A 23,429-nucleotide genomic window follows, 5' to 3' on the forward strand; every position below is an offset into this window, starting at 1 on the left:
GAGCCCTGGCGGACGGACGGCTCGGGCGGACCGGAACGGACCGTTCGGGCCCTGGTGGACAGAACCGACCACTTCAGGGGGTCGGAGCACCCATGGGACGCAGTGGAGTACGGTCGGGCTGAAAGGGGCCCGGAGCGGCCGGAACCCGAAGCGCACAGTGCATGACGAAAGGTCCAAGTGACCCGCCCAGGCGTGATCCGCACGACCCCGGAAGGCCAGCCGGACCCCTTCCGTACCGCTTCCCTGCGCCAGGCCGTGCTGACCGCGTGGTCCGCGTCCGCCGCGCGGTTCCGCGAGGACGCCAACGCCGAGGAGGACCTCGCGCTCGGCGGTCACCGCGACCGGCTGATCGTGGAACTCGCCCAGAACGCCGCCGATGCCGCGACCCGCGCCGGCGTCCCCGGACGGCTCCGGCTCACCCTGCACGACGCCGACCCCGGCGCCGCCGACGGCACCGGTTCCTCCTTCGCCTGCCTGGCCGCCGCCAACACCGGCGCCCCGCTGGACCCGGCCGCCGTCGAGTCGCTGTCCACGCTGCGCGCCTCCGCCAAGCGGGACGACGCCGCGGAGGCGGTCGTCGGCCGCTTCGGTATCGGCTTCGCCGCGGTCCTCGCGGTCAGCGACGAGCCCGCCGTGCTCAGCCGCAGCGGCGGAGTGCGCTGGTCGCTCGGCGAGGCCCGCGCGCTCACCGCCGACATCCCCGACCTGGTCGAGGAGTTGCGCCGCCGCGACGGCCATGTCCCGCTGCTGCGGCTCCCGTTCCCCGCCGAAGGCAGCGCCCCGGACCCGTACGACACCGTGGTGGTGCTGCCGCTGCGGGACGGCTCCGCCGAGGATCTGACGAACCGTCTGCTCGCCGCCGTGGACGACGCGTTGCTGCTCGCGCTGCCCGGTCTGGCCGAGGTCGTCATCGACACGCCATCGGGCGTACGGACGTTGACCCGGCGTCAACTCGACGGCGGTGACGTGCTGATCGAGGACAGCTCCCGCGACGCGCCGGCCCGCTGGCGGGTCGACGCGAGTGGCGGCGAGCTGACGCCCGAACTGCTCGCGGACCGCCCGGTGGAGGAACGCCTGCGCCCGGTCTGGTCGGTGACGTGGGCGGTGCCGGTGGACCCCGAGGGTGCCCCGGCCGCGCCGCGTACCGCGGGCGTTGTGCACGCCCCCACCCCGACCGACGAGCCGCTCGGCCTGCCCGCGCTGCTGCTGGCCACCTTCCCGCTCGACCCGACCCGGCGGCACACCGCGCCCGGACCGCTCACCGACTTCCTGCTGGACCGCGCCGCGGAGTCGTACGTCCGGCTGCTCGCGGGGTGGCGGCCGACCGGCGCCGGCGTGGTGGACCTGGTGCCGGGACCGCTCGGCAAGGGCGGACTGGACGCCGAACTGCGCCGCCGGGTCCTGGACGCGCTGCCGCGGACCCCGTTCCTGCCGCGCGCCGTGGAGGCCGGTGCGGCCGCGCTCGAGGCGGGCGGCCCCGCGCCGGACCCGGACGCCTGGGACGACGGCGGCCGGCTCGCGGGGGAGGGGCACGCGCTGCGGCCGGTGGAGGCCGAGATCGTGGAGGGCGCCACCGCCGAGGCGGTCCGGGTGCTCGCCGAGGTACTGCCCACGCTGCTGCCCGCGAGTCTCGAACGGCGTCCCGCGCTGCGCCAGTTGGGCGTCTCCCGGCTCTCGCTCGCCGACGTGGTGGACCGGCTGGCGGGTGCCGAACGCCCCGCCGACTGGTGGTGGCGGCTCTACGACGCCCTCGCCGGCACCGACCCCGACGTGCTCAGCGGCCTGCCCGTCCCGCTCGCCGACGGCCGTACGGTGGTCGGCCCGCGTCAGGTGCTGCTGCCGGTGCCCGGTGGCGGCGACGAGGACGCCGCCGGCGGTACGGGCCGGGGCGAAGACGCTTACGGCGTGGGCGACTTCGACGGCTCCGGTTCCGGCTCCGGTTCGGGTTCCGGTGCCGGCTCCGGCGAGCGCGCCGGCGGTGTGGACCCGGCGGTGCTCGCCCGGCTCGGCCTGCGGGTCGCCCACGCGGACGCCGCCCACCCGCTGCTGGAGAAGCTGGGCGCCGCCCCCGCCACACCGCGCGCGATCCTGACCAGCCCGCAGGTGCGGGCCGCGGTGGCCGCCTCCCTCGACGACGACCGGGTCGCCTGGGACGACGAAACGGGCCTGGACGCGGAGGAGTTGGCCGACGCGGTGCTCGCACTGGCCCGGGACGCGGGCCTCTCGCCCGGTGACGAGCCGTGGCTGGCCGGGCTCGCGCTGCCCGACGAGGACGGCGAACTGGCCCCCGCGGGCGAGCTGGTGCTGCCCGGCAGCCCGCTGGAGTCCGTGCTGCGCGAAGGCGAACTCGCCGCCGTGGACGCCGACCTGGCCGACCGCTGGGGCGAACAGCCGCTCACCGCGGTGGGCGTGCTCGCCACCTTCGCGCTGGTCCGCGCCGAGGACGTGGTGCTCGACCCCGACGACCTCGACCCGCGTGACACCGACTGGGCGGAACCCGACGACGTCGGGCTGCTCGACGCCGTCGACGTGTGGTGCGAGGACGTCCTCGACCAGCTTCCGGAGGCCGACGTGCCACCGGTCGCCACCGAGGTGATCGGCGTCCGCGACCTCGACCTGGTGGACGACGACGCCTGGCCGCAAGCGCTCGCGCTGCTCTCCCGGCCGCCGCTGCGCGACGCGGTGACGGCACAGGTCCGGGTCCTGCTGCCGGACGGCACCACCGAGTCTGTACGGCCTTACGCGGCCTGGTGGTTGCGCGATCACCCGGTGCTGGGCGGGCGGCGCCCGGTCGGCCTGCGCGCCGCCGGCGGCGACCGGCTGCTGGCCGGGCTCTACGACGAGGCCGAGACCGACACGGCCGTGGACGCGCAGGTGCTGCGCGCGCTCGGCGTGCGCACCACGGTCGACGCGCTGCTCGCCGAACCGGGTGGCGGCGCCGAGCTGCTCACCCGCCTCGCCGACCCCGACCGCCCCGTCACCGCGGCCCAACTCCACGGTCTGTATGCCGCGTTGGCCGAGCTCGACCCCGAACAGGTCACCCTGCCGGATGAGTTGCGGGCGGTGCGGGACGGCGAGGTCGTGGTGGTGGACGCCGCCGACGCGCTCGTCGCCGACGCGCCCGACCTGCTACCGCTGGCCGGTGGGCTGCCGCTGCTGCCCGTACCGCCGCGGCTGGCCGCCGAGTTGGCCGAGCTGTTCCAGGTCCGCCGGCTGAGCGAGGCGGTCGAGGCGGCGGTGATCTCGGACGGCGAGCCGCACGACGTCCTGCCCGCCGTGCACGACCTGCTGCCCGGCGCTCCGACCGGCTACGTCGAGCACGAGGAGCTGCTGCTCACCGGCGGCGTCGAGGTCGACTGGCGCTGGGTGGACGGGGTGCTGCACGGCGCCACCGTGGAAGGTGTCGCGGCCGGGCTGGCCTGGGCGGCGGGCCACTGGGAGCGCCGCTTCGAGCTGGCCGCGCTGCTGGAGGACCCGACCCGTACCGAGGAACTGGCCCGGGCCCGCTGGTTCGACTAGGCCGCCGCCGCCGCCACCACCGCCACCGCCACCGCCGCACGGTCGCCGACGCCCGTGCTTTCGTGACGGCGCCGCGACCCGTACGTCCGTGACGGCGCCGCGACCCGTACGGCCCCGGCGCCGTACGGGTGTTCAGGCGGGTGTTCAGGCTTGGGCGCGGGTGTCCCGGCGGCGGACCCACGCCCAGCAGAACTCCAGCACCACCCCGCCGGCCGCGGCGATGCCGACCGCCGACCACGGAACCTCGTCGCCGATGAGCTTCAGCGCGAAGAACCGCTGTAGCCACGGCACGACCAGCACCACCAGGAAGCCCAGCACCATCGCGAACACCAGCGCGACCCGCCACCAGGTGTAGGGCCGGGCGACGATCGCCAGCACCCACACCTCCATCAGGAACAGCGTCAGCGTCGCCGCGCTGGTCTGCGCGTCCAACGCGCCGGCGCCGGAGTAGTGGTGGCGGGCGAACAGGTACGTGGCGAAGGCCGTGAGGCCGCAGATCACGCCGGCCGGGGTGGCGTAGCGCATCACCCGGCGGACGAAGTTCGGCCGGGCCCGCTCCTTGTTCGGCGCGAGCGCCAGGAAGAACGCCGGCACCCCGATGGTCAGAGTGGACAGCAGCGTCAGGTGCCGCGGCAGGAACGGGTAAGGGATCTGCCAGAACACCACCAGCAGCGCCAGCAGCACCGAGAACACCGTCTTGGTGAGGAACAGCGTGGCGACCCGGGTGATGTTGCCGATCACCCGCCGCCCCTCCGCGACCACGTAGGGCAGCGTGGAGAAGCTGTTGTCGAGCAGCACGATCTGGGCGACCGCGCGGGTGGCCTCGGACCCGGAGCCCATCGAGACGCCGATGTCCGCGTCCTTGAGGGCGAGCACGTCGTTGACGCCGTCGCCGGTCATCGCCACGTTGTGCCCGCGGGACTGCAGCGCGCCGACCATGTCCCGCTTCTGCTGCGGGGTGACCCGGCCGAAGACGGCGCCCTCGTCCAGCACCTGGGCCATCTCCTCCCGGCCGGCCGGCAGCCGCCGGGCGTCGACCGGCCGCTGGGCGCCGGGCAGCCCGAGCTTCGCGGCGACCGCGCCGACCGACACCGCGTTGTCGCCGGAGATCACCTTGGCGTGCACGTCCTGCTCGGCGAAGTACCGCAGGGTGTCGGCCGCGTCGGGCCGCAGCCGCTGCTCCAGGACCACCAGGGCCGTCGGGACGACCGCCTGGGCGGCGAGCGGGTTGTCCAGCTCCCGGTCGGTGCGGGACAGCAGCAGCACCCGCAGTCCCTCGTCGTTCAGCCGGTCCACCTCGGCCAGTGCCTCGTGCCCCTCGGGCAGCAGCACGTCGGGCGCGCCGAGCAGCCAGCGGCTGGTGGTGCCGTCGGGCTCGGTGAAGGCGGCGCCGCTGTACTTGCGGGCCGAGCTGAACGGCAGGGTGCCGGTGCCCCGCCAGTCCTTGGCGGACTCCGGCGGGTAGGCGTCGATGATCGCCTGGAGGCTGGCGTTGGGGTGCGGGTCGGACCGGCCGAGGGCGGCCAGCACCCGGCCGGTGTGCTCCTCGTCGGCGCCGTCGAGCATCCGCAGCTCGGTGACGTCCATGCCGCCCTCGGTGAGGGTGCCGGTCTTGTCCAGGCAGACCACGTCCACCCGGGCCAGGCCCTCGATCGCGGGCAACTCCTGCACCAGGCACTGGCGTCGGCCCAACCGGACCACGCCGATCGCGAACGCCACCGAGGTGAGCAGCACCAGCCCCTCGGGCACCATCGGCGTGATGCCGCCGACCGTACGGCGCACCGCCTCGCGCCAGTTGTGGTCCTCCACCGTGAACTGGCTGATGATCAGGCCGATCGCGGTCGGCGCCATCATCCAGGTCACCCACTTGAGGATGCGGCTGATGCCGTTGCGCAGTTCGGAGTTGACGAGGGTGAAGCGGGACGCCTCGTCCGCCAGTTGCGCCGCGTACGCCTCCCGGCCGACCTTGGTGGCGGTGAAGGCCCCGCCGCCGGCGACCACGAAGCTGCCGGACCGCACCTCGTCGCCCGCGTGCTTGAGCACCGGGTCGGCCTCGCCGGTCAGCAGCGACTCGTCGATCTCCAGGCCGTCCGCCTCGGCGAGCCGGCCGTCCACCACGACCTTGTCGCCGGGGCTCAACTCGATCAGGTCGCCGAGCACGATCTGCGAGGTGCCGATCTCCGCGGCCGTGCCGTCCCTGCGCACCATCGGCTTGGCCTCGCCGATCACCGCGAGGCTGTCGAGGGTGTGCTTGGCGCGCAGCTCCTGGAAGATGCCGATCGCGGTGTTCGCCACGATCACGAATCCGAAGAGGCCGTCCTGGATCGGCCCGACCACCAGGATCACCAGGAAGAGCCCGCCGATGATCGCGTTGAACCGGGTGAAGACGTTGGCCCTGACGATCTCGCTGACCGACCTGGACGAACGCACCGGAACGTCGTTGACCTCGCCCCGCTCCACCCGCCGCGCCACCTCGGCGCTGCTCAGCCCGGGCTCGCGGGCGGGTGCGATGCCGGGGTCCGTACGTTCCGTCATGGCTCGACGGTACGTGGCGGGCCCGGCTTCCACCCGTTCACCCGTGTTGCGGCTTCTCCGGGTCGGTGGTGTCCGATGCGGCCGGGGTCTGGCCGGAGGCGTCGGGGGAGGCGGGGGCACCGGGGCCGGCGGCCCGCGCCCTGGCGATGGCGTCGCGCCGGGCCCGTACGTACATCAGGCCCAGCAGCCCGCAGGCGCCGCCGGCCAGGCAGGTCCAGATGAACCAGGTGTGCCCGTGGTCGGAGTACCAGCCGTAGAAGGGCAGCTGCACGAAGAAGAGCACGAACCAGACGATCACGCCCACCGTGATCGTCGCGACGTCGTTGGCCTCCAGGGGCTCGGGGGCCTCGCGCAGAGGGGTCCGCTCCTTGCTCATGGGGTCATCGTATGCGGCCCGGCAGGGGGCGGGGACGGGCGGGGTCGGCCCGAGTCCATGGGCTTCTACGCGCGGAGATAGCGTCCGGTTTCCTGTTTGTTCATACTGAAACGGTCACTGGTTGACCGAAAACACTCGTATGATCGCCCAATCCGTGGCGATAAAAGCACCCTGAGGACCCGCATGTCCCCCACGGCCCCCGCTCCGGTCGACGCGCGCCCGCCCATCGGTACCCCGCCCGCCACCGGCCTGGACCGCTACTTCCGCATCTCCGAGCGTGGCTCCTCCATCCCGCGGGAGATCCGCGGCGGGCTGGCCACGTTCTTCGCGATGGCGTACATCATCGTGTTGAACCCGATCATCCTGGGCTCGGGCACCGACAAGTTCCACCACCACCTCCAGGGCGGGCAGCTCGTCACCGCCACCGCCGTGACCGCGGCCTTCACCACCCTGCTGATGGGCGTGATCGGCAACGTGCCGGTCGCGCTCGCCGCCGGTCTCGGCGTCAACACGGTGGTCGCCCTCCAGCTCGCGCCCCGGATGAGCTGGGCCGACGCGATGGGCATGGTGGTCCTGGCCGGCCTGGCGATCATGCTGCTGGTGGCGACCGGCCTGCGGGAACGGGTGATGAGCGCGGTGCCGCTGGGCCTGCGCAAGGGCATCGCGATCGGCATCGGCCTGTTCATCCTGCTGATCGGGCTGGTCGACTCCGGCTTCGTCACCCGCATCCCGGACGCCGCCCACACCACGGTGCCGCTGCAGCTCGGCGGCAACGGCCACCTCACCGGCTGGCCGGTGCTGATCTTCGTGCTCGGCACCCTGCTGACGCTGTCGCTGATCATCCGCAAGGTCTCCGGCGCCATCCTGATCTCGATCGTCTCGATGACGGTGCTCGCGGTGGTGGTCGACCTGATCGCCGACGTGCCCGCCGCGAGCTGGGGACTGACCGTCCCCAAGTGGCCCGGCAACCCGGTGGCCACCCCCGACTTCGGCCTGGTCGGCAAGGTCAGCCTCTTCGGCGGCTTTCATCAGGTCGGCGTGCTCACCGGCATCCTGTTCGTCTTCACGGTGCTGCTGTCCTGCTTCTTCGACGCCATGGGCACGATCCTGGGCGTCAGCGACGAGGCCGGGCTGCTGGACAAGAAGGGCGACCTGCCCGGCATGAGCAAGGTGCTGATGATCGACGGCATCGCCACCGCCGCGGGCGGCGCGACCTCCTCCTCGGCGAACACCTGCTTCGTGGAGTCGACGGCCGGCGTCGGCGAGGGCGCCAGGACCGGTCTGGCCAGCGTCGTGACCGGCCTGATGTTCGTGTTCGCGCTCTTCCTGGCGCCACTCGCGGAGATGGTGCCGGCGCAGGCCGCCACCCCCGCGCTGGTCGCCGTCGGCTTCCTGATCCTGTCCGGCTCGATCCGGGAGATCGACTGGAGCGACTTCACCATCGCGGTGCCGGCGTTCCTGACCATGGTGCTGATGCCGTTCACCTACTCCATCACCAACGGCATCGGCATCGGCTTCATCACCTTCTGCCTGCTGCGCACCGTGGCCGGCCGGTGGCGCGAGGTGCCGATCGCGCTGTACGCGGTGGCCGCGGTCTTCACCTTCTACTACCTGATGCCCGCGCTCGGCCTGGTCTGAGGCCGGCCCTGGGAGCGGGCCCGCCGTGCCGCCGGGTCGCGGGCGGCGGGGCCCGGCCCGGCGGGCGGTGCCTGCCCGGGCCGGGGTGCGGCGGCGTAGAAGCGGTCGGTCTCCTCGACCGCCGTCTTGAAGCGTTCGTCGAAGTCGTCGCGAATGAGCGTCCGGACCACGTAGTCCTGGGCGCTCATTCCGCGTCGGGCGGCATGGTCATTGATCCGGTCCCACAGCTCTGCGTCTATCCGGAGGCTGAGCACTCTCGATGCCATGCGACCACCGTCGCCGCACAGCGCGGCCGCGCGTGTCGCTTTCGGCGCGAATCTCACCCGTACGGGTGAGTTGCGGGAGCTGCGGGGTTCGGGCCGTGAGTGACGGGCATCATTCGCACGCAGGTGTACTTAGCCAAAGTAATGAGCTAGACTAACGACCGTGACCGAACTGTCCGAGGACGACCGCGCCGCGGTGAGCGAAGTGCGGGGCGCGGTGATGCGGCTGTCGCGCCGGCTGCGCCACCAGCGTGTCGACGAGTCGCTGAGCCCCACCGAGATGTCGGTGCTGGCCACCCTGGCCCGCTGCGGCTCCGCCACCCCCGGGGAGCTGGCCCGCAAGGAACATGTGCAGCCGCCGTCGATGACCCGCATCGTGGCGATGCTGGAGGGCAAGGGGCTGGTCCGCCGGGAGCCGCATCCCGACGACCGGCGCCAGGTGGTGGTGAGCCGCACCTCGCAGGCCGAGGCGATGCTCGCCGAGAGCCGCGACAAGCGGAACGCCTGGCTCTCCGAGCTGGCCGAAGGGCTCACCGACGAGGAGTTGGCGATCCTGCGCCAGGCCGCCCCCGTCCTGGAGAAGTTGGCACACCTGTGAACCGCAGGTCACCGCGCGACCCGCGCGTGACCGCCTGCGCGGCGTGCCCTCAAGGGCCCGCCGCGCTCGAATGACCCAAGGAAGGGCAGGCGAGTACCGATTGAGTTCGGCAGCCGGACCAGATACCGCAACCGAACCTGACCGTCCCGCCGCTAAGACGGGCACTTTCAGCTCCCTCAAGATCCGCAACTACCGGCTCTTCGCGACCGGCGCCGTGATATCCAACACCGGCACCTGGATGTCGCGGATCGCCCAGGACTGGCTGGTGCTGAGCATCACCGGCTCGTCCTTCGCGGTGGGCATCACCACCGCGCTGCAGTTCCTGCCGATGCTGCTGTTCGGCCTGTACGGCGGCGTCATCGCCGACCGCTACCCGAAGCGCAAGATCCTGCTGGCCACCCAGCTCGCCCTCGGCCTGCTCGGTCTGCTGCTCGCCACCCTCACCCTGTCCGGCGTCGTCCAGGTGTGGCACGTCTACGCCATCGCCTTCCTGCTCGGCATGGTCACCGTCGTCGACAACCCCACCCGGCAGACCTTCGTGGTGGAGATGGTCGGCCCCGACGTGGTCCGCAACGCCGTCTCCCTCAACGCCGCGAACTTCCAGGCCGCCCGCCTCGTCGGCCCCGCCGTCGCCGGTGTGCTGATCACCGCCGTGGGCAGCGGCTGGGCCTTCCTCATCAACGGCCTGTCCTTCCTCGCCCCGCTCACCGGCCTGCTGCTGATGCGCACCTCCGAGCTGCACAAGATCGAACGTGCTCCCCGCGGCAAGGGCCAGCTCCGCGAGGGCCTGCGCTACGTGGCGGGCAAGCCGGAGCTGATCTGGCCGATCGTGCTGGTCGGCTTCATCGGCACCTTCGGCTTCAACTTTCCGATCTGGCTGTCCGCCTTCGCCAACAAGGTGTTCAACGCGGGCGCCGGCACCTACGGCCTGTTCAACACCCTGATGGCCGCCGGCTCCCTGATCGGCGCCCTGCTCGCCGCGCGCCGCACCCGCACCCGGCTGCGGATGCTGGTCGCCGCCGCCCTGCTCTTCGGCCTGCTGGAGATGGTGGCCTCGGTCGCCCCGGCCTTCTGGCTCTTCGCCATCCTCCTGGTGCCGATCGGCGTGTTCGGCCTCACCTTCAACACCACCGCGAACGCCACCGTCCAGCTCGCCACCGACCCGGTCATGCGCGGCCGGGTGATGAGCCTGTACATGATGGTCTTCGTGGGCGGCACCCCGATCGGCGGCCCGGTCATGGGCTGGGTCACCGACACCTTCGGTGCCCGGATCGGCTTCCTGTCCGGCGGTCTGGTCTCCGCCGCCGGCGCGGCCGGTGTCGGGCTGGTGCTCGCCCGGGCCGGTGGACTGAGGCTGCGGGTGAACCTGCGGGCCGGCCGCGACAAGAGCCGCCCGCTGATCGCCTTCGTGCCCCGGGAACCGCTCCCCGATGTGCCGGCCGAGGCGGGCACCGCGACGGCGGGTCCGGCGCCGGACGACCCGGCGGGCTCCGACCCGGCGGGCTCCGACCCGGCGGGCGCTGCCAGTGCCGGTGCCGGTGCCGAAGACGCCCCCGGGCAGAGCACCTCGACGCCGGGCTCCTCGGAGCGAGGCGCCCCCGAACGAGGCGTCCCCGAGCGAGGCGCCGGCGAACGAGGCGCCGGCGACCAGGGCACGCCCGGCACGGACCCGAGCCCGTCCGGCAACCGGCTGACCTCCGCGGCGTGAGGCTCTTCACGGCGGTCCTGCCGCCCGCCGCCGCGGTGGCCGAACTCACCGCCGCGCTCGCACCCCTGCGGCGCCTGCCCGGCGCCCAGGACCTGCGGTGGACCGTCGCCAGGGGCTGGCACCTCACCCTCGCCTTCCTCGGTGAGGTGCCCGACGGCGTACGTCCCGAACTCGACGAACGTCTCGCCCGCGCCGCCCGCCGGCACGATCCGCTCACCCTGCGGCTCGCCGGCGGCGGCCACTTCGGCGGCAGCGCCCTGTGGATCGGCGCCGAGGGCGACCTGCCGGCCCTGTCCCACCTCGCCGCGTCGGTCCAGGCCGCGGGCCGCCGCGCCGGGGTGCCCCACGACGCCGAGCGGCACGCCTTCCGCGCCCACCTGACGCTCGCCCGTGTCCCGCGCTCCACCACGGTGCCGCTGCGGCCCTTCGCGGACGCCCTGGCCGCCTTCCGCGGCTCGCCCTGGACCGTCGGCACCCTCGCCCTGGTCGCCAGCGTCCTTCCGAGCTCCGGCGTACCGGGCGAGCAGCCCCGCTACGACACCGTGGCCACCTGGCCGCTCGGCCGTACCCCGGGCCCGGGCGGCGGACCGGCTCCCACGGACGGCTAACCTCGAAGCGTGGACCCCAAGACCCGTACCCGTGTGATGACCGCCGCCTTCGTCCTGATGCTGGCGGTGGTGGTCGTGGCCGCCGCGGTCCACTGACCCCGGCGGCCCACGCACACTCCTGGGGCGAGTCCGCGAGCGCCGCCCGCGCGCCCGCTTCCTTCGCCGTCAGGGCTACCAGGCGAAGGACTCCGGGGACGGCCCGGGGCCGGGGAAGATCTCGTCCAGGGACGCCAGGAACTCCTCCGACAGCTCCAACTCCACCGCCCGCAGCGCCGAGTCGAGCTGCGCCTGCACCCGCGGACCCACGATCGGCCCGGTCACGCCCGGCCGGGTCAGCAGCCACGCCAGGCCCACGTCGCCGGGGTCGACGCCGTGCTTGTCGCAGAGGTCCTCGTACGCCTGGATCTGGTCGCGCTGCTGCGGCGACTTCAGGGCGTCCGCGCTGCGGCCCGCGGTGGAGCGCGCGCCGCCGCCCTCGCGCTGCTTGCGCAGCGCCCCACCGAGCAGGCCGCCGTGCAGCGGCGACCACGGGATCACCCCGAGGCCGTAGTGCTGCGCGGAGGGGATGACCTCCATCTCCGCGTCCCGCACCGCCAGGTTGTACAGGCACTGCTCGCTGACCAGGCCGAGCGAGTTGCGCCGGGCCGCTGCTTCGTTGGCCTGGGCGATGTGCCAGCCGGCGAAGTTGCTGGACCCGGCGTAGAGGATCTTGCCCTGCTGCACCAGGACGTCGATCGCCTGCCAGATCTCCTCCCACGGCGTGTTCCGGTCCACGTGGTGGAACTGGTAGATGTCGATGTAGTCGGTGCCGAGCCGCTTGAGGCTGGCCTCCACCGCGCGGCGGATGTTCAGCGCGGAGAGCCGGTCGTAGTTGGGCCAGTCGGCGTCCTCGGCCGCCATGTTGCCGTAGACCTTGGTGGCCAGCACGACCTTGTCCCGGCGGCCGCCGCCCTGCGCGAACCAGCTGCCGATGATCTCCTCGGTGCGGCCCTTGTCCGCGCCCCAGCCGTAGACGTTGGCGGTGTCGAAGTAGTTGATCCCGGCGGCGAGAGCCGAGTCCATGATGGCGTGGCTGTCCGCCTCGTCGGTCTGCGGACCGAAGTTCATCGTGCCGAGAACCAGGCGGCTGACCTTGAGGCCGGAACGTCCGAGCTGTGTGTACTCCATAGCCTCAAGCCAAGCTCTTGGAGTGCGCTCGAATCAAGAGGGGCACTCGGCCGCGGGACCGTCTGTGACCGGATGGCACGCTTGGCCCATGCGTACGTACCTGCCGGCCGCCGCCGCCGGTGCCGCCGTCGTCCTGAGCTGCGCCTGGGCCGTGCCCGCGAGCGCCGACAGCGGGCCGGCGGTTGCCTTCCGGATCAGCGACCCGCGGATCACCGAGTCCAGTGGCCTCGCCGCCAGCCGGCTGCACCCGGGGGTGTACTGGACGCACAACGACAGCGGCGACGGGCCCTACGTCTACGGCGTCGACGCGGCCACCGGGAAGACCGTCGCCACCCTCACCATGCGCGGGGTCCACGCCCGCGACGTGGAGGCGATCTCGCTGGGCCCCGACGGCGACCTGTACGTCGCGGACACCGGCGACAACCTCAACTCCTGGCCCGAGGTGTGGATCTACCGCTTCCCCGAACCGCGCGACCTGACCAGCCGGACCGTCGACGTCACCCGCTTCACCGTCCGGTACGAGGACGGCCCCCGCGACGCCGAGGCGCTGATGGTGCAGCCCACCACCGGCCGGGTCTACCTCGCCAGCAAGAACCAGAAGGGCGGTCACCTCTACGAGGGCCCCACCGCACTGAGCGCCCGCGGGGTGAACGTCTTCCACCGGATCGGCGATGTCCCCTGGGTGACCGACGGCGCCTTCTCCCCGGACGGCAGCCGCCTGGTGCTGCGCGGGTACCTCTGGTCCGCCGTCTACCGCTGGGCCGACGGCCGGCCGCACAGGATCGACTCCCTCACCGTGCCGATACAGCCGCAGGGCGAGTCCGTCACCTTCACCCGCGACGGACGCTCGCTGCTGTACGGCAGCGAGGGGAAGGACAGCAAGGTGTGGAAGGCGATGCTCGGTGGTGAGGAACTGCCCGACGACGTCGCACAGTCCGCCGGCGCCACCGCGCGGACGGACGCCTCCCCGACCGCGACCGGCTCGCCCGGGGGCAGCCCGTCGCCGCGTCCCACTGCCGGCACCGGCGCCAAGAAGGCCGAGAACTCCGGCGGGAGGACGGTCGGTTTCGTCCTGCTCGCCGTGATCGCCGCCGCCGGGTACGGCCTGCGCAGGCTGGGGCGCCTGCGCCGCAGGCGGGACTGACCCTCCGTCATACCCCGTCGGCGTGCCGCCGACGGGGCCGCCCGCCGTGCGGCGGCCCCGGGACGGATCAGCAGGTCACCGCAGCGGTCAGAGCTGCCCGATGACGTAGTCGACGCACGCGGTGAGCGCCTCGACGTCGGACGGCTCGACGGCCGGGAACATCGCGATCCGCAGCTGGTTGCGGCCCAGCTTGCGGTAGGGCTCGGTGTCCACGATGCCGTTGGCCCGCAGCACCTTCGCCACCGCGGCGGCGTCGATGCCGTCCTCGAAGTCGATGGTGCCGACGACCTGGGAACGCTGCGCCGGGTCGGCCACGAACGGCGTCGCGTATGACGCCTTCTCCGCCCAGCCGTACAGCCGCGAGGAGGAGTCGGCAGTGCGCTTGACCGCCCAGTCCAGACCGCCCTGGCCGTTGATCCACTCGAGCTGCTCCTTGAGCAGGAACAGCGTGGACAGCGCGGGGGTGTTGTACGTCTGGTTCTTCAGCGAGTTGTCGATCGCGGTCGGCAGGTCGAAGAACGCGGGGATGTGCCGTCCCGACTCCGCGATCGACGCGGCGCGCTCCAGGGCGGCCGGCGAGAAGACCGCCAGCCACAGGCCGCCGTCGGCCGCGAAGGACTTCTGCGGCGCGAAGTAGTACACGTCGGTCTCGGTGATGTCGACCGGCAGGCCGCCCGCACCGGAGGTGGCGTCCACCACGACGAGTGCGTCGTCGTCCGCGCCCGCGACCCGGCGGATCGGCGCCGCGACGCCCGTGGACGTCTCGTTGTGGGTCAGGGCATACACGTCGACGCCCGCCTCCGCCACCGGCTCCGGGTGGGTGCCCGGCTCGGACTTCACGACCGTCGGGTCCGCCAGCCACGGCGCCTGGAGGGACGCCTTCGCGAACTTCGAGGAGAACTCGCCGAACGACAGGTGCTGCGACTTCGCGCTGATCAGCCCGTGAGTGGCGACGTCCCAGAAGGCGGTGGACCCGCCGTTGCCGAGCACCACTTCGTAGCCTTCAGGGAGCGAGAACAGCGCGCGCACGCCGTCCCGGACCTGCCCGACCAGGTTCTTCACCGGCGCTTGGCGGTGAGAGGTGCCCAGCAGGGACGTCCCGGTGGCGGCCAGCGCGTCGAGCGCCTGCGTCCGCACCTTGGAGGGGCCCGACCCGAACCGTCCGTCGGCGGGCTTGATGTCAGCGGGGATCTCAATATCGGCCACGTCCGCAGCGTAGTCCGTTACGGGCGGGTTGCCGCCGGCGTTCCATCCGATGAGACGGTGCGTCCCCCACCTGTGATAGCGGCGGCCGGGGGCGCCGTTACGCCCCGCCGGATCGCCGCGCACCCCCGCCCGGCCGCAGCGCGGCAAGCTGGACCCATGACGGTTGCCATGCCCCCCGGGGCCGAGCGGGCACTGCGCGCGGCGGTACGCGGCGAGGTCGCCTGCGACGCCGGTACACGCGCGCTGATGACGATGGACGCGTCCAACTACCGCCGGGTGCCGCTGGCGGTGGTCGCGCCCCGGGACGCCGACGACGTGGCCGCGGCACTGGCGGTGTGCCGCGAACACGGCCTGCCGGTGGTGCCGCGCGGCGGGGGCACCTCCATCGCCGGGCAGGCCACCGGCACCGGCGTCGTGCTGGACTTCACCCGTCACATGAACCGGGTCCTCGCGCTGGACCCCGACGCGGGCACCGCCCGCGTGCAGCCGGGTGTGGTGCTGGACGATCTGCGGGCCGCGGCCGGCCGGCACGGACTCACCTTCGGCCCCGACCCGTCCACCCACAGCCGCTGCACCCTGGGCGGCATGATCGGCAACAACGCCTGCGGGGCGCACTCGGTGGCCTGGGGCACCACCGCCGACAACGTGCGCGCACTGGACGTGCTCACCTACCGGAGCGAGCGGGTCCGGCTCGACGGCGCCCTCACCGCCGACGCGCCGCCCCGGCTGCGCGACGGCCTGCGGACCCTGGCCGACGAGCACCTGGCGCTGCTGCGTACCGGATTCCCGCAACTGCCCCGCCGGATCTCCGGCTACGCCCTCGACCGGCTGCTGCCCGAGCACGGCCGCGACGCGGCCCGGGCCTTCACCGGGAGCGAGGGCACCCTCGGGGTGCTCACCGAGGCGACGGTGCGGCTGGTCCGGGCCCCGGCCGCCCGTGTGCTCGCCGTCCTCGGCTACCCCGACGAGTCCGCCGCCGCGGACGCCGCGCATCTCCTGCTGCCGCACGGCCCGTTGACGGTGGAGGGGATGGCCGCAGACCTGGTCGGGGAGGCCGGCCGGACCCTGCCGCGCGGCGGGGCCTGGCTCTTCGTCGAGGTCGGCGGCGACGACCCGGACGACGCGCTGGCCCACGCGCGGGAGTTGTGCGGCGCGGCCGAGGGCATGACCGGTCATGCCCTGGTGGCCGACCCGGTCCGGCAGCGCTCCCTGTGGCGGATCAGGGAGGACGCCGCCGGCACCGCCACCCGGATGCCCGACGGCACCGAGGCGTGGCCGGGCTGGGAGGACTGCGCGGTGCCTCCGGCCCGACTGGGCGCGTATCTGCGGGACTTCCGCGCCCTGCTGGCCGAACACGGGCTGCGCGGCACGCCCTACGGCCACTTCGGCGACGGCTGCGTCCACGCGCGCATCGACTTCGACCTGGTGGACAAGGCCGGGGTCGCGCGCTTCCGTCGCTTCTCCGAGGCTGCCGCGGACCTGGTCGTCTCGCACGGCGGCTCGCTCTCCGGCGAACACGGCGACGGGCAGGCGCGCGCCGAGTTCCTGCCGAAGATGTACGGCCCGGAGTTGATCGCTCTCTTTGCAGTTTTCAAGGACCTCTGGGACCCCGACGCCGGGATGAATCCGGGGATGCTCGTGCGTCCCGCGACAAGTGTCAGCAATCTGCGGTTCTCGGTGCTACCCCCTTCGAATGACCGGAGGGTCGCCATGGAATTCACGCGAACAGGTGATGGAGATGATTTTCCGGCCGCGGTCCGGCGCTGTGTCGGCGTCGGAAAATGCCGTACGGCGACGCTTCCGGAGGGCGGTTCCGACGTCATGTGCCCGTCATTCCGGGCGACCGGAGAGGAGCGCCACTCCACGCGCGGCCGGGCCCGGCTGCTGCACGAAATGCTCGCCGGCGAGCTGATCGAGGACGGCTGGCGCTCCACGGAAGTGCGCGACGCGCTCGATCTTTGCTTGTCCTGCAAGGGTTGTCGCAGTGACTGCCCGGTCGAAGTCGACATGGCCACGTACAAAGCGGAGTTCCTGCACCGCCACTACCGGGGGCGGCTGAGGCCGCGCTCGCACTACGCGATGGGATGGCTCCCGGTGTGGTTGCGGTGGGCCGCGCCGTTTGCCGGGCCGCTCAATCTCCTTGGCAGAGCGCGGTCAACGAGCTGGCTCGCGAAGCGCCTCGCGGGAGTCGCCGCCGAGCGGAAAATGCCCGAACTCGCGTCCGAGACATTCACTCGATGGTGGCATGGGTCCGACACGGACGGGCTAACCGACGGGCCTCCCGGCGGCCCCGCCGAGCTCCGCGGAGCAGCCGGAACCGTCCGGCCCGAGTCCTCCGCGGACACCCGGGTCCCGCCCGCGGGCCCCGCCGTCGTCCTGTGGCCGGACACGTTCACCGACCACCTCGCGCCCGAGGTCGGCCGGGCCGCGGTCCGCGTGCTGCGGGCCGCGGGGCTGCGGGTGCGGATTCCCGACGCGCCGGTCTGCTGTGGCCTGACCTGGGTCTCCACCGGCCAACTCACCCGCGCCAAGGCCGTCATGCGCCGCACCCTCGACCGGCTCGCACCGCTCCTCGACGCCGGTCTGCCGCTGGTCGTCCTCGAACCGAGCTGCGCCGCCGCGCTCCGCGCCGACCTGCCCGAACTCCTCGGCGCCGACGACCCGCGCGCCCACCGCCTCGCCGCGTCCGTGCGCACCTTCGCGGAAGCGCTGGAGGAGTACGCGCCGAACTGGGAGCCGCCGCGGCTGGATCGGGCCGTCACCGGCCAGACGCACTGCCACCAGCACGCCGTGCTCGGTGACGCGGCCGACCGCAGGCTGCGCGAGCGGGCCGGACTGACCGGCGCCATGGTCGGCGGCTGCTGCGGTCTGGCCGGCAACTTCGGCTTCGAGGAAGGCCACTACGAGGTCTCGGTGGCCTGCGCGGAGGAAGCGCTGCTGCCCGCGGTCCGGTCGGCCGGCCCCGGCACCGCCGTCCTCGCGGACGGGTTCTCCTGCCGCACCCAGATCGACCAACTCGCCGGCGTCGAGGCCCGCCACCTCGCGGAACTCCTCGCCGACGCGCTGCCTCCGGAGACCCGTCGCTGACGCCCGACCGACCCCGACCCGACGGTGTCCCCAGGGGGCGCGGGTGACTGCGTTCCGGAGACGGGCGAGGCCGAACTTGCCGGTCCCGCCCGCCCCCGGCAGGTCAGTGAGCCACGTCGGGGAAGCCCTCGACGTCCTTGACGCTGCGGGTGCCGGGCCCGATGTAGCGGGCCGAGGGCCGCACCAGCCGGCCGGTGCGCTTCTGCTCCAGGATGTGGGCCGACCAACCGGCCGTGCGGGCGCAGGTGAACATCGAGGTGAACATGTGCGCGGGCACCTCCGCGAAGTCCAGCATGATCGCGGCCCAGAACTCGACGTTCGTGGCCAGCACCCGGTCCGGCCGCCTGGCGTGCAGCTCGGCGAGTGCCGCCTTCTCGAGGGCTTCGGCGACTTCGTAGCGCGGCGCGCCCAACTCGCGGGCGGTGCGCCGAAGCACCCGGGCCCGCGGGTCCTCCGCGCGGTAGACGCGGTGGCCGAAGCCCATCAGCCGCTCGCCCCGGTCCAGCGCGGCCTTCACGTAGCCCTCCGCGTCGCCGGTGCGCTCGATCTCCTCGATCATGCCGAGCACGCGGGACGGCGCCCCGCCGTGCAGCGGCCCGGACATGGCGCCCACCGCGCCGGACAGCGCGGCGGCCACGTCGGCGCCGGTCGAGGCGATCACCCGGGCGGTGAACGTCGAGGCGTTCATGCCGTGCTCGGCCGCCGACGTCCAGTACGCGTCCACCGCCGCGACGTGCTTGGGGTCCGGCTCGCCGCGCCAGCGGATCATGAACCGCTCGGTGATCGACTGCGCCTTGTCGATCTCCCGCTGCGGCACCATCGGCAGCCCCTGGCCGCGGGCGGACTGGGCGACGTACGACAGCGCCATCACCGCCGCGCGGGCGAGGTTGTCCCTGGCCGCCTCCGCGTCGATGTCGAGCAGGGGTTTGAGGCCCCATACGGGCGCCAGCATGGCCAGCGCGGACTGCACGTCGACCCGGATGTCACCGGAGTGCACCGGGATCGGGAACGGTTCGGCGGGCGGCAGGCCGGGGTTGAAGCGGCCGTCGACCAGCAGGCCCCACACGTTCCCGAACGAGACGTGGCCGACCAGTTCCTCGATGTCGACCCCGCGGTAGCGCAGCGAGCCGCCTTCCTTGTCCGGTTCTGCGATCTCCGTCTCGAACGCGACGACTCCTTCGAGTCCCGGTACGAAGTCGGACATGGGGCGGCTCCTTCACGATCACGGCTCTGTGCTTGTCTCCCCGTCATGCCCCGTAGCCGGTCAGGTCACCCCGCCGAGCGGGGTTCCGCGGCGGGTGACATCCGGCACACGGGGTCACCATGGGACCGCCCGCGCCGCGGTCCTGCAAGATGTGCGCGTGCACGAACCTCTCCGGCAAGACGACCAGACCGCTCCGCGTCCGGGTGACGACGACCCCGCGGCCATGCGCAAGCAGTACCGCGCGGCAGGGCTCACCGAGGCCGAGCTGGCCGCCGATCCCTACCGGCAGTTCGCCCGGTGGTTCGCCGACGCCGTGCGGGCCGCGGCACGCGGGGAACTCGCGGAGCCCAACGCCATGGTCGTCTCGACGGCCGGACCGGACGGGGTGCCCAGCTCCCGCACGGTGCTGCTCAAGGGCTACGACGAGGGTGGATTCGTCTTCTTCAGCAACCACGGCTCGCGCAAGGGCCGTGAGCTGGCCGCCAACCCGTACGTCTCGCTGCTCTTCCCCTGGCACCCCATCGCCCGCCAGGTGATCGTCAGCGGCACCGCCGTAAGGACCACCGCCCAGGAGACCGAGGCTTACTTCCACAGCCGTCCGCACGGCTCGCAGATCGGTGCCCACGCCAGCCGGCAGTCCTCCGTCGTCGCCTCCCGCGCCAGGTTGGAGGAGAGGTACGCCGAGCTGGCCGGGCGCTGGCCGGAAGGCAGCGAGGTACCGGTGCCGCCGTACTGGGGCGGATACCGGGTACGCGCCCGCGCCGTCGAGTTCTGGCAGGGCCGGGAGAACCGGCTGCACGACCGGCTGCGGTACGTGTCCGGCGCCGACGGCGGGTGGTCCGTGGAGCGCCTGGAACCCTAGGCGCTCAGCACCCCAGCGCCCGGTCCCTGACGCCAGGGCGCTCAGGGAGCGAAAAAACGGAACGACCCGCGGGCTGCTCCCCGGAGCCGGATGGCTCCGGGCACCGGCCGGACAAGTCCGACGAGCCCGCGGGTCGGGTGAACTGCGTGGGATTGGCGAGCATCACGCACGCCCAAGTGCGCGGAGCTAGCCCGCAGTCACCTCACGTGTCCGAGTGCAACTCATGCTTCAGACCACCTCCCTTCGTGTGTGCCGCAACAGTAAGAACCTCACGGGGGAAGGCACAAGCCATTTATCCAAACGGCCTGTGACGCGGCCCACACGAGGGTTGAATGTTGTGACGTGCAGCCTTTCGATGCGCAATCCAAGGGTGACGAGCAGCTTCTCGCGGCGCTGCTCGACGGTATGGAGGCGGGCTTGTGCGCCTTCGACCGCAAGGGGGTCGTCACCCACTGGAACGCCGAGGCCACCCGCATTCTCGGCTGGAGCGCGGCGGACGCCATAGGAAGGCGCGGATTCGACGGCTGGGCGGCCCGCGCCCCGGACGCCAGGCAGGCGGAGCAGCGGCTGCTGGCAGCCATGAGCGCGGACGGACGCCGGGTGCACGAGTTCGCGCTGGTCACCAAGGACGGCAGGCGCGTCCTGGTCCGTACCCAGTCGGCGGCCGTCCTGGGGCCCGACGGGCAGCCCAACGGCGTGTACTGCGCCTTCTCCGAGGTCGACGCCCAGATCGACCTGGAACGCTCCGTCGCCCTGAGCGAGTCGCTCTTCGACGACGCTTCCTGGGGCGTGGTGCTCGTCGACGCCGACCTGCGGCCCGCCCAGGTCAACGCCCACGCCGTCCGGATGCTGCGGGCGGGCCGGGAGGGCGTGCTCGGCCGTCCGCTGGGCGACCTGCTCGGCCAGGGCGCGGAGCAACTGGAGAGCACGCTCCAGCACGTGCTCGCGGAGGGCGCGCCGCCCGCCTCCACCGACCTGTGGGTGAGCCTGCGGGGTGACAGTGCCGGCACCCGGCACTGCTGGCGCAGCGGCTTCGTGCGGCTGGGGTCGCCGCTGGGGGAGGAGCCGGTGCCCTTGGGCGTCGGGTGGCTGTTCGCCGACATCACCGAGCAGAAGAGCGCCGAGCACGAGAGCGCCCGGGTCCGCTTCCGCTACCAGCAGTTGCATCGCGCGGACCGGGCCGCCGCGGAGTGCGAGGGCGCCCTGGAGGCGGCGGTGCTCCACCTGGACTTCGCGCTCGCCGGGTTCGCCGACCACGCGCTGGTGGACCGCGCCGACGGTGCCGGACGGCTGGTGCGGATCATCGCCACCCCGGAGGGCGAGCCGGGCCCCGGGCGCCCCGCCGAGGGCAATGTCGTCCCCGTCGGCTACCGGCGCGACCACCCCGCCTGCCAGGCCGTCGAAAGGCTGGGCACCGTACGCACCAGCTTCGGGGCACCCGACGCCGAGCGGGCCGCGCCCCGGGACCGTACCGACGCGTGGGCCGAGGCCAGGCAGTGGCCGGCGGGCACCGTGCACGGGCTGGCCACGGTGCTGCGCAGCAGGGACCGTACGGTCGGCGCGCTGACGTTTCTGCGGCGCGCCGGGCGCCGGCTGTTCGATCGGGCGGACGCCGCGTATGCCGAGGACGTCGCCGCCAGGGTCGCGATGGCGCTGGACCTGGCGGGGGTGGCGGGCCCGGCGGAGCGGCCGGACGTCGCGGCGGACGGGGACCGCGACGGGCCCGGTGGGCGCTGAGCGCGCCGCGAGCCCGGCTCCTCGGTCCGGCGCCGGCGGGCGGGCAGCGCGGCCCGCGCACCGGGCCGGCGGCCCTCAGCGCCGCCGGCGGGCCTCAGCGCCGGAAGAAGATCCGGTCGCGGTACTCCTCGAAGACGCGGCCGTTCCACTCGTGGCCGCCGTCCACGTTGCCCGAGCGGATCATCGGGGGGACCGCGCCGCGGGCGGCGAGGTCGGTGGCGGCGGTCGCCATCACGGCCTGCATCAGGGCGCTGGTGACGACGGTGGAGGCCGGCGCGAAGGGCGCGGGAATCCGGTCGTCGGCCAGTTCGGCGTCGCCGACCGGGATCTTGGAGTCCACCACGATGTCGCAGTGGTCCTTCAGGAAAGTGCCGGTCGAGTGCCGGGAACCGGTCTCCCGGGCGTATGCGAGCGAGGTCACACCGATGACGGTCATGCCCAGGGCGCGGGCGTTCTGCGCCATCTCGATCGGCAGGGTGTTGCGGCCGGACAGCGAGATCACGAAGAGCACGTCGCCCGCGCGGGCCGGACTGGTGTCCAGGGCGGCACCCGCCAGCCCCTCGACGCGCTCCAGGGCGCTGCCCAAGGTGGCGGGGACCACATCGACGCCGACGACACCGGGGACGGAGAGTAGGTTGACCAGGGCGAGGCCGCCCGCACGGTACACCACGTCCTGGGCGGGCAGCGAGGAGTGGCCTGCCCCGAAGGCGAAGATCTGGCCGCCCGCGGTGATCGCGTCAGCGACCGCGGCGGCGGCCTGCCGGACGGATTCGCCCTCCTCGTCGCGGGCCCGGCGAAGTAGTGCGATCGCGGCGTCGAAATAGCGCTCGGCCGGTTCCTGGCGGGGGTCGGTCATGCGGATCACCGTGCTGCCAGGCCCTGGCCGGTGTCAAGAAAACCAGCGTGCGGCGGAGCTGTCCGGTCGGCGCGGAGTCCGATGTCCGTGGGATGAGTCAGAATTGTGGCGGGGCCACGCACGAGTAAATGAGGGGCGCGCATGTCCGGACTGATCGACACGACGGAGATGTATCTCCGCACCATTTTGGAGCTGGAGGAGGAAGGTGTGGTTCCGATGCGCGCTCGGATCGCCGAGCGGCTCGACCAGAGCGGGCCCACGGTCTCCCAGACCGTGGCACGCATGGAACGCGACGGGCTGCTGCACGTCGCGGGGGACCGGCACCTGGAACTCACCGACGAGGGGCGCCGCACGGCGACGCGGGTGATGCGCAAGCACCGCATCGCCGAATGCCTGCTGGTCGACGTGATCGGCCTGGAGTGGGAGCAGGTGCACGCCGAGGCGTGCCGCTGGGAGCACGTGATGAGCGAGGCCGTGGAGCGGCGGGTGCTGGAGATCCTGCGGCACCCCACCGAGTCGCCGTACGGCAACCCGATCCCGGGCCTTGAGGAGCTGGGCGAGGCCACGGAGGCGGACCCCTTCCTGGAGGAGGGCATGGTCAGCCTCAGTGAACTCAACCCCGGCAGCGCCGGCGCGAGCGTGGTGGTCCGCAGGATCGGGGAGCCGATCCAGACCGACGCGCAGGTCATGCACACGCTGCGGCGGGCCGGCGTGCAGCCGGGCGCCGTGGTGAGCGTGACGGGTTCGGCGGGCGGCGTCCTGGTCGGCAGCGGCGGCGAGGCCGCCGAGCTGGACCCCGAGATCGCCTCGTACGTCTTCGTCGCCAAGCGGTAGGGCGCGTCACGCACCAGGACGCGCCATCTGTGCGGTGTGCCGGGCGGTGCGTCCGGTGCGCCGCGGGACAAGGCGAGGCCCCGGTGC

16 protein-coding genes and 1 pseudogene are annotated in these 23,429 nt (G+C 73.1%); 10 read left to right on the forward strand and 7 right to left on the reverse strand.

Annotated elements, in window-relative coordinates; genetic code table 11:
* Positions 1–192: 192 nt before the first annotated feature.
* Positions 193–3,519, forward strand: coding sequence for a sacsin N-terminal ATP-binding-like domain-containing protein (locus OG896_RS23080; protein WP_329368252.1), 3,327 nt, complete (start codon positions 193–195; stop codon positions 3,517–3,519).
* A gap of 144 nt (positions 3,520–3,663) precedes the next feature.
* On the opposite strand, the gene OG896_RS23085 is transcribed toward OG896_RS23080, so the two are convergent.
* Both OG896_RS23085 and OG896_RS23090 read right to left on the reverse strand, forming a co-directional pair.
* Positions 3,664–6,054, reverse strand: coding sequence for an HAD-IC family P-type ATPase (locus OG896_RS23085; protein ID WP_329368253.1), 2,391 nt, complete (start codon positions 6,052–6,054; stop codon positions 3,664–3,666).
* A 37-nt stretch (positions 6,055–6,091) separates the two neighbouring features.
* Complete coding sequence (locus OG896_RS23090) at positions 6,092–6,430, reverse strand: DUF2530 domain-containing protein (RefSeq protein ID WP_329368254.1); 339 nt, start codon at positions 6,428–6,430, stop codon at positions 6,092–6,094.
* 183 nt (positions 6,431–6,613) lie between these two features.
* Here OG896_RS23090 and OG896_RS23095 point away from each other — a divergent pair, with 183 nt between their 5' ends.
* Complete coding sequence (locus OG896_RS23095) at positions 6,614–8,068, forward strand: NCS2 family permease (protein ID WP_328465137.1); 1,455 nt, start codon at positions 6,614–6,616, stop codon at positions 8,066–8,068.
* Here the strand turns inward: OG896_RS23095 and OG896_RS23100 are convergent.
* Positions 8,038–8,334, reverse strand: a complete 297-nt coding sequence (locus OG896_RS23100) for a hypothetical protein (protein WP_329368257.1) — start codon at positions 8,332–8,334, stop codon at positions 8,038–8,040. The genes OG896_RS23095 and OG896_RS23100 overlap by 31 nt on opposite strands.
* 217 nt (positions 8,335–8,551) lie before the next feature.
* Here OG896_RS23100 and OG896_RS23105 point away from each other — a divergent pair, with 217 nt between their 5' ends.
* The 3 genes and pseudogenes from OG896_RS23105 (at position 8,552) to thpR (ending at position 11,245) form a co-directional block, all read left to right on the forward strand.
* The gene (locus OG896_RS23105; protein WP_328474191.1) at positions 8,552–8,929 is read left to right on the forward strand and encodes a MarR family winged helix-turn-helix transcriptional regulator; all 378 of its coding nucleotides are present in this window, start codon (positions 8,552–8,554) and stop codon (positions 8,927–8,929) included.
* A gap of 70 nt (positions 8,930–8,999) precedes the next feature.
* A pseudogene (locus OG896_RS23110) lies at positions 9,000–10,349 on the forward strand (MFS transporter); the annotation flags it as partial.
* Positions 10,350–10,633: 284 nt separating this feature from the next.
* Entirely contained in the window at positions 10,634–11,245 is a 612-nt protein-coding gene (gene thpR / locus OG896_RS23115) for an RNA 2',3'-cyclic phosphodiesterase (protein ID WP_329368259.1), read from the forward strand.
* Positions 11,246–11,416: 171 nt separating this feature from the next.
* On the opposite strand, the gene OG896_RS23120 is transcribed toward thpR, so the two are convergent.
* Entirely contained in the window at positions 11,417–12,412 is a 996-nt protein-coding gene (locus OG896_RS23120) for an aldo/keto reductase (RefSeq protein ID WP_329368261.1), read from the reverse strand.
* Positions 12,413–12,500: 88 nt separating this feature from the next.
* On the opposite strand from OG896_RS23120, the gene OG896_RS23125 reads away from it, so the two are divergent.
* The gene (locus OG896_RS23125; protein WP_329368263.1) at positions 12,501–13,556 is read left to right on the forward strand and encodes a hypothetical protein; all 1,056 of its coding nucleotides are present in this window, start codon (positions 12,501–12,503) and stop codon (positions 13,554–13,556) included.
* A gap of 87 nt (positions 13,557–13,643) precedes the next feature.
* Here the strand turns inward: OG896_RS23125 and serC are convergent, their stop codons facing one another.
* Positions 13,644–14,762, reverse strand: a complete 1,119-nt coding sequence (gene serC, locus OG896_RS23130) for a phosphoserine transaminase (protein WP_329368265.1) — start codon at positions 14,760–14,762, stop codon at positions 13,644–13,646.
* 156 nt (positions 14,763–14,918) lie between these two features.
* On the opposite strand from serC, the gene OG896_RS23135 reads away from it, so the two are divergent.
* Positions 14,919–17,849, forward strand: a complete 2,931-nt coding sequence (locus OG896_RS23135) for an FAD-binding and (Fe-S)-binding domain-containing protein (protein ID WP_329368267.1) — start codon at positions 14,919–14,921, stop codon at positions 17,847–17,849.
* Between the two features lie 103 nt (positions 17,850–17,952).
* On the opposite strand, the gene OG896_RS23140 is transcribed toward OG896_RS23135, so the two are convergent.
* Complete coding sequence (locus OG896_RS23140; protein WP_329368269.1) at positions 17,953–19,053, reverse strand: citrate synthase 2; 1,101 nt, start codon at positions 19,051–19,053, stop codon at positions 17,953–17,955.
* A gap of 223 nt (positions 19,054–19,276) precedes the next feature.
* On the opposite strand from OG896_RS23140, the gene pdxH reads away from it, so the two are divergent.
* The gene (gene pdxH / locus OG896_RS23145) at positions 19,277–19,915 is read left to right on the forward strand and encodes a pyridoxamine 5'-phosphate oxidase (RefSeq protein ID WP_329374214.1); all 639 of its coding nucleotides are present in this window, start codon (positions 19,277–19,279) and stop codon (positions 19,913–19,915) included.
* A 342-nt stretch (positions 19,916–20,257) separates the two neighbouring features.
* A complete protein-coding gene (locus tag OG896_RS23150; RefSeq protein WP_329368270.1) occupies positions 20,258–21,652 on the forward strand; it encodes a PAS domain-containing protein in 1,395 nt (464 codons plus the stop codon).
* 94 nt (positions 21,653–21,746) lie between these two features.
* On the opposite strand, the gene OG896_RS23155 is transcribed toward OG896_RS23150, so the two are convergent.
* On the reverse strand, positions 21,747–22,508 hold the full coding sequence (locus OG896_RS23155) for an SIS domain-containing protein (RefSeq protein WP_329368272.1): 762 nt from the start codon (positions 22,506–22,508) through the stop codon (positions 21,747–21,749).
* A 141-nt stretch (positions 22,509–22,649) separates the two neighbouring features.
* On the opposite strand from OG896_RS23155, the gene OG896_RS23160 reads away from it, so the two are divergent.
* Entirely contained in the window at positions 22,650–23,342 is a 693-nt protein-coding gene (locus tag OG896_RS23160) for a metal-dependent transcriptional regulator (protein WP_329368274.1), read from the forward strand.
* Positions 23,343–23,429: the final 87 nt, after the last annotated feature.

The organism is Streptomyces sp. NBC_00669 (assembly GCF_036226785.1).
Taxonomy (GTDB): domain Bacteria; phylum Actinomycetota; class Actinomycetes; order Streptomycetales; family Streptomycetaceae; genus Actinacidiphila.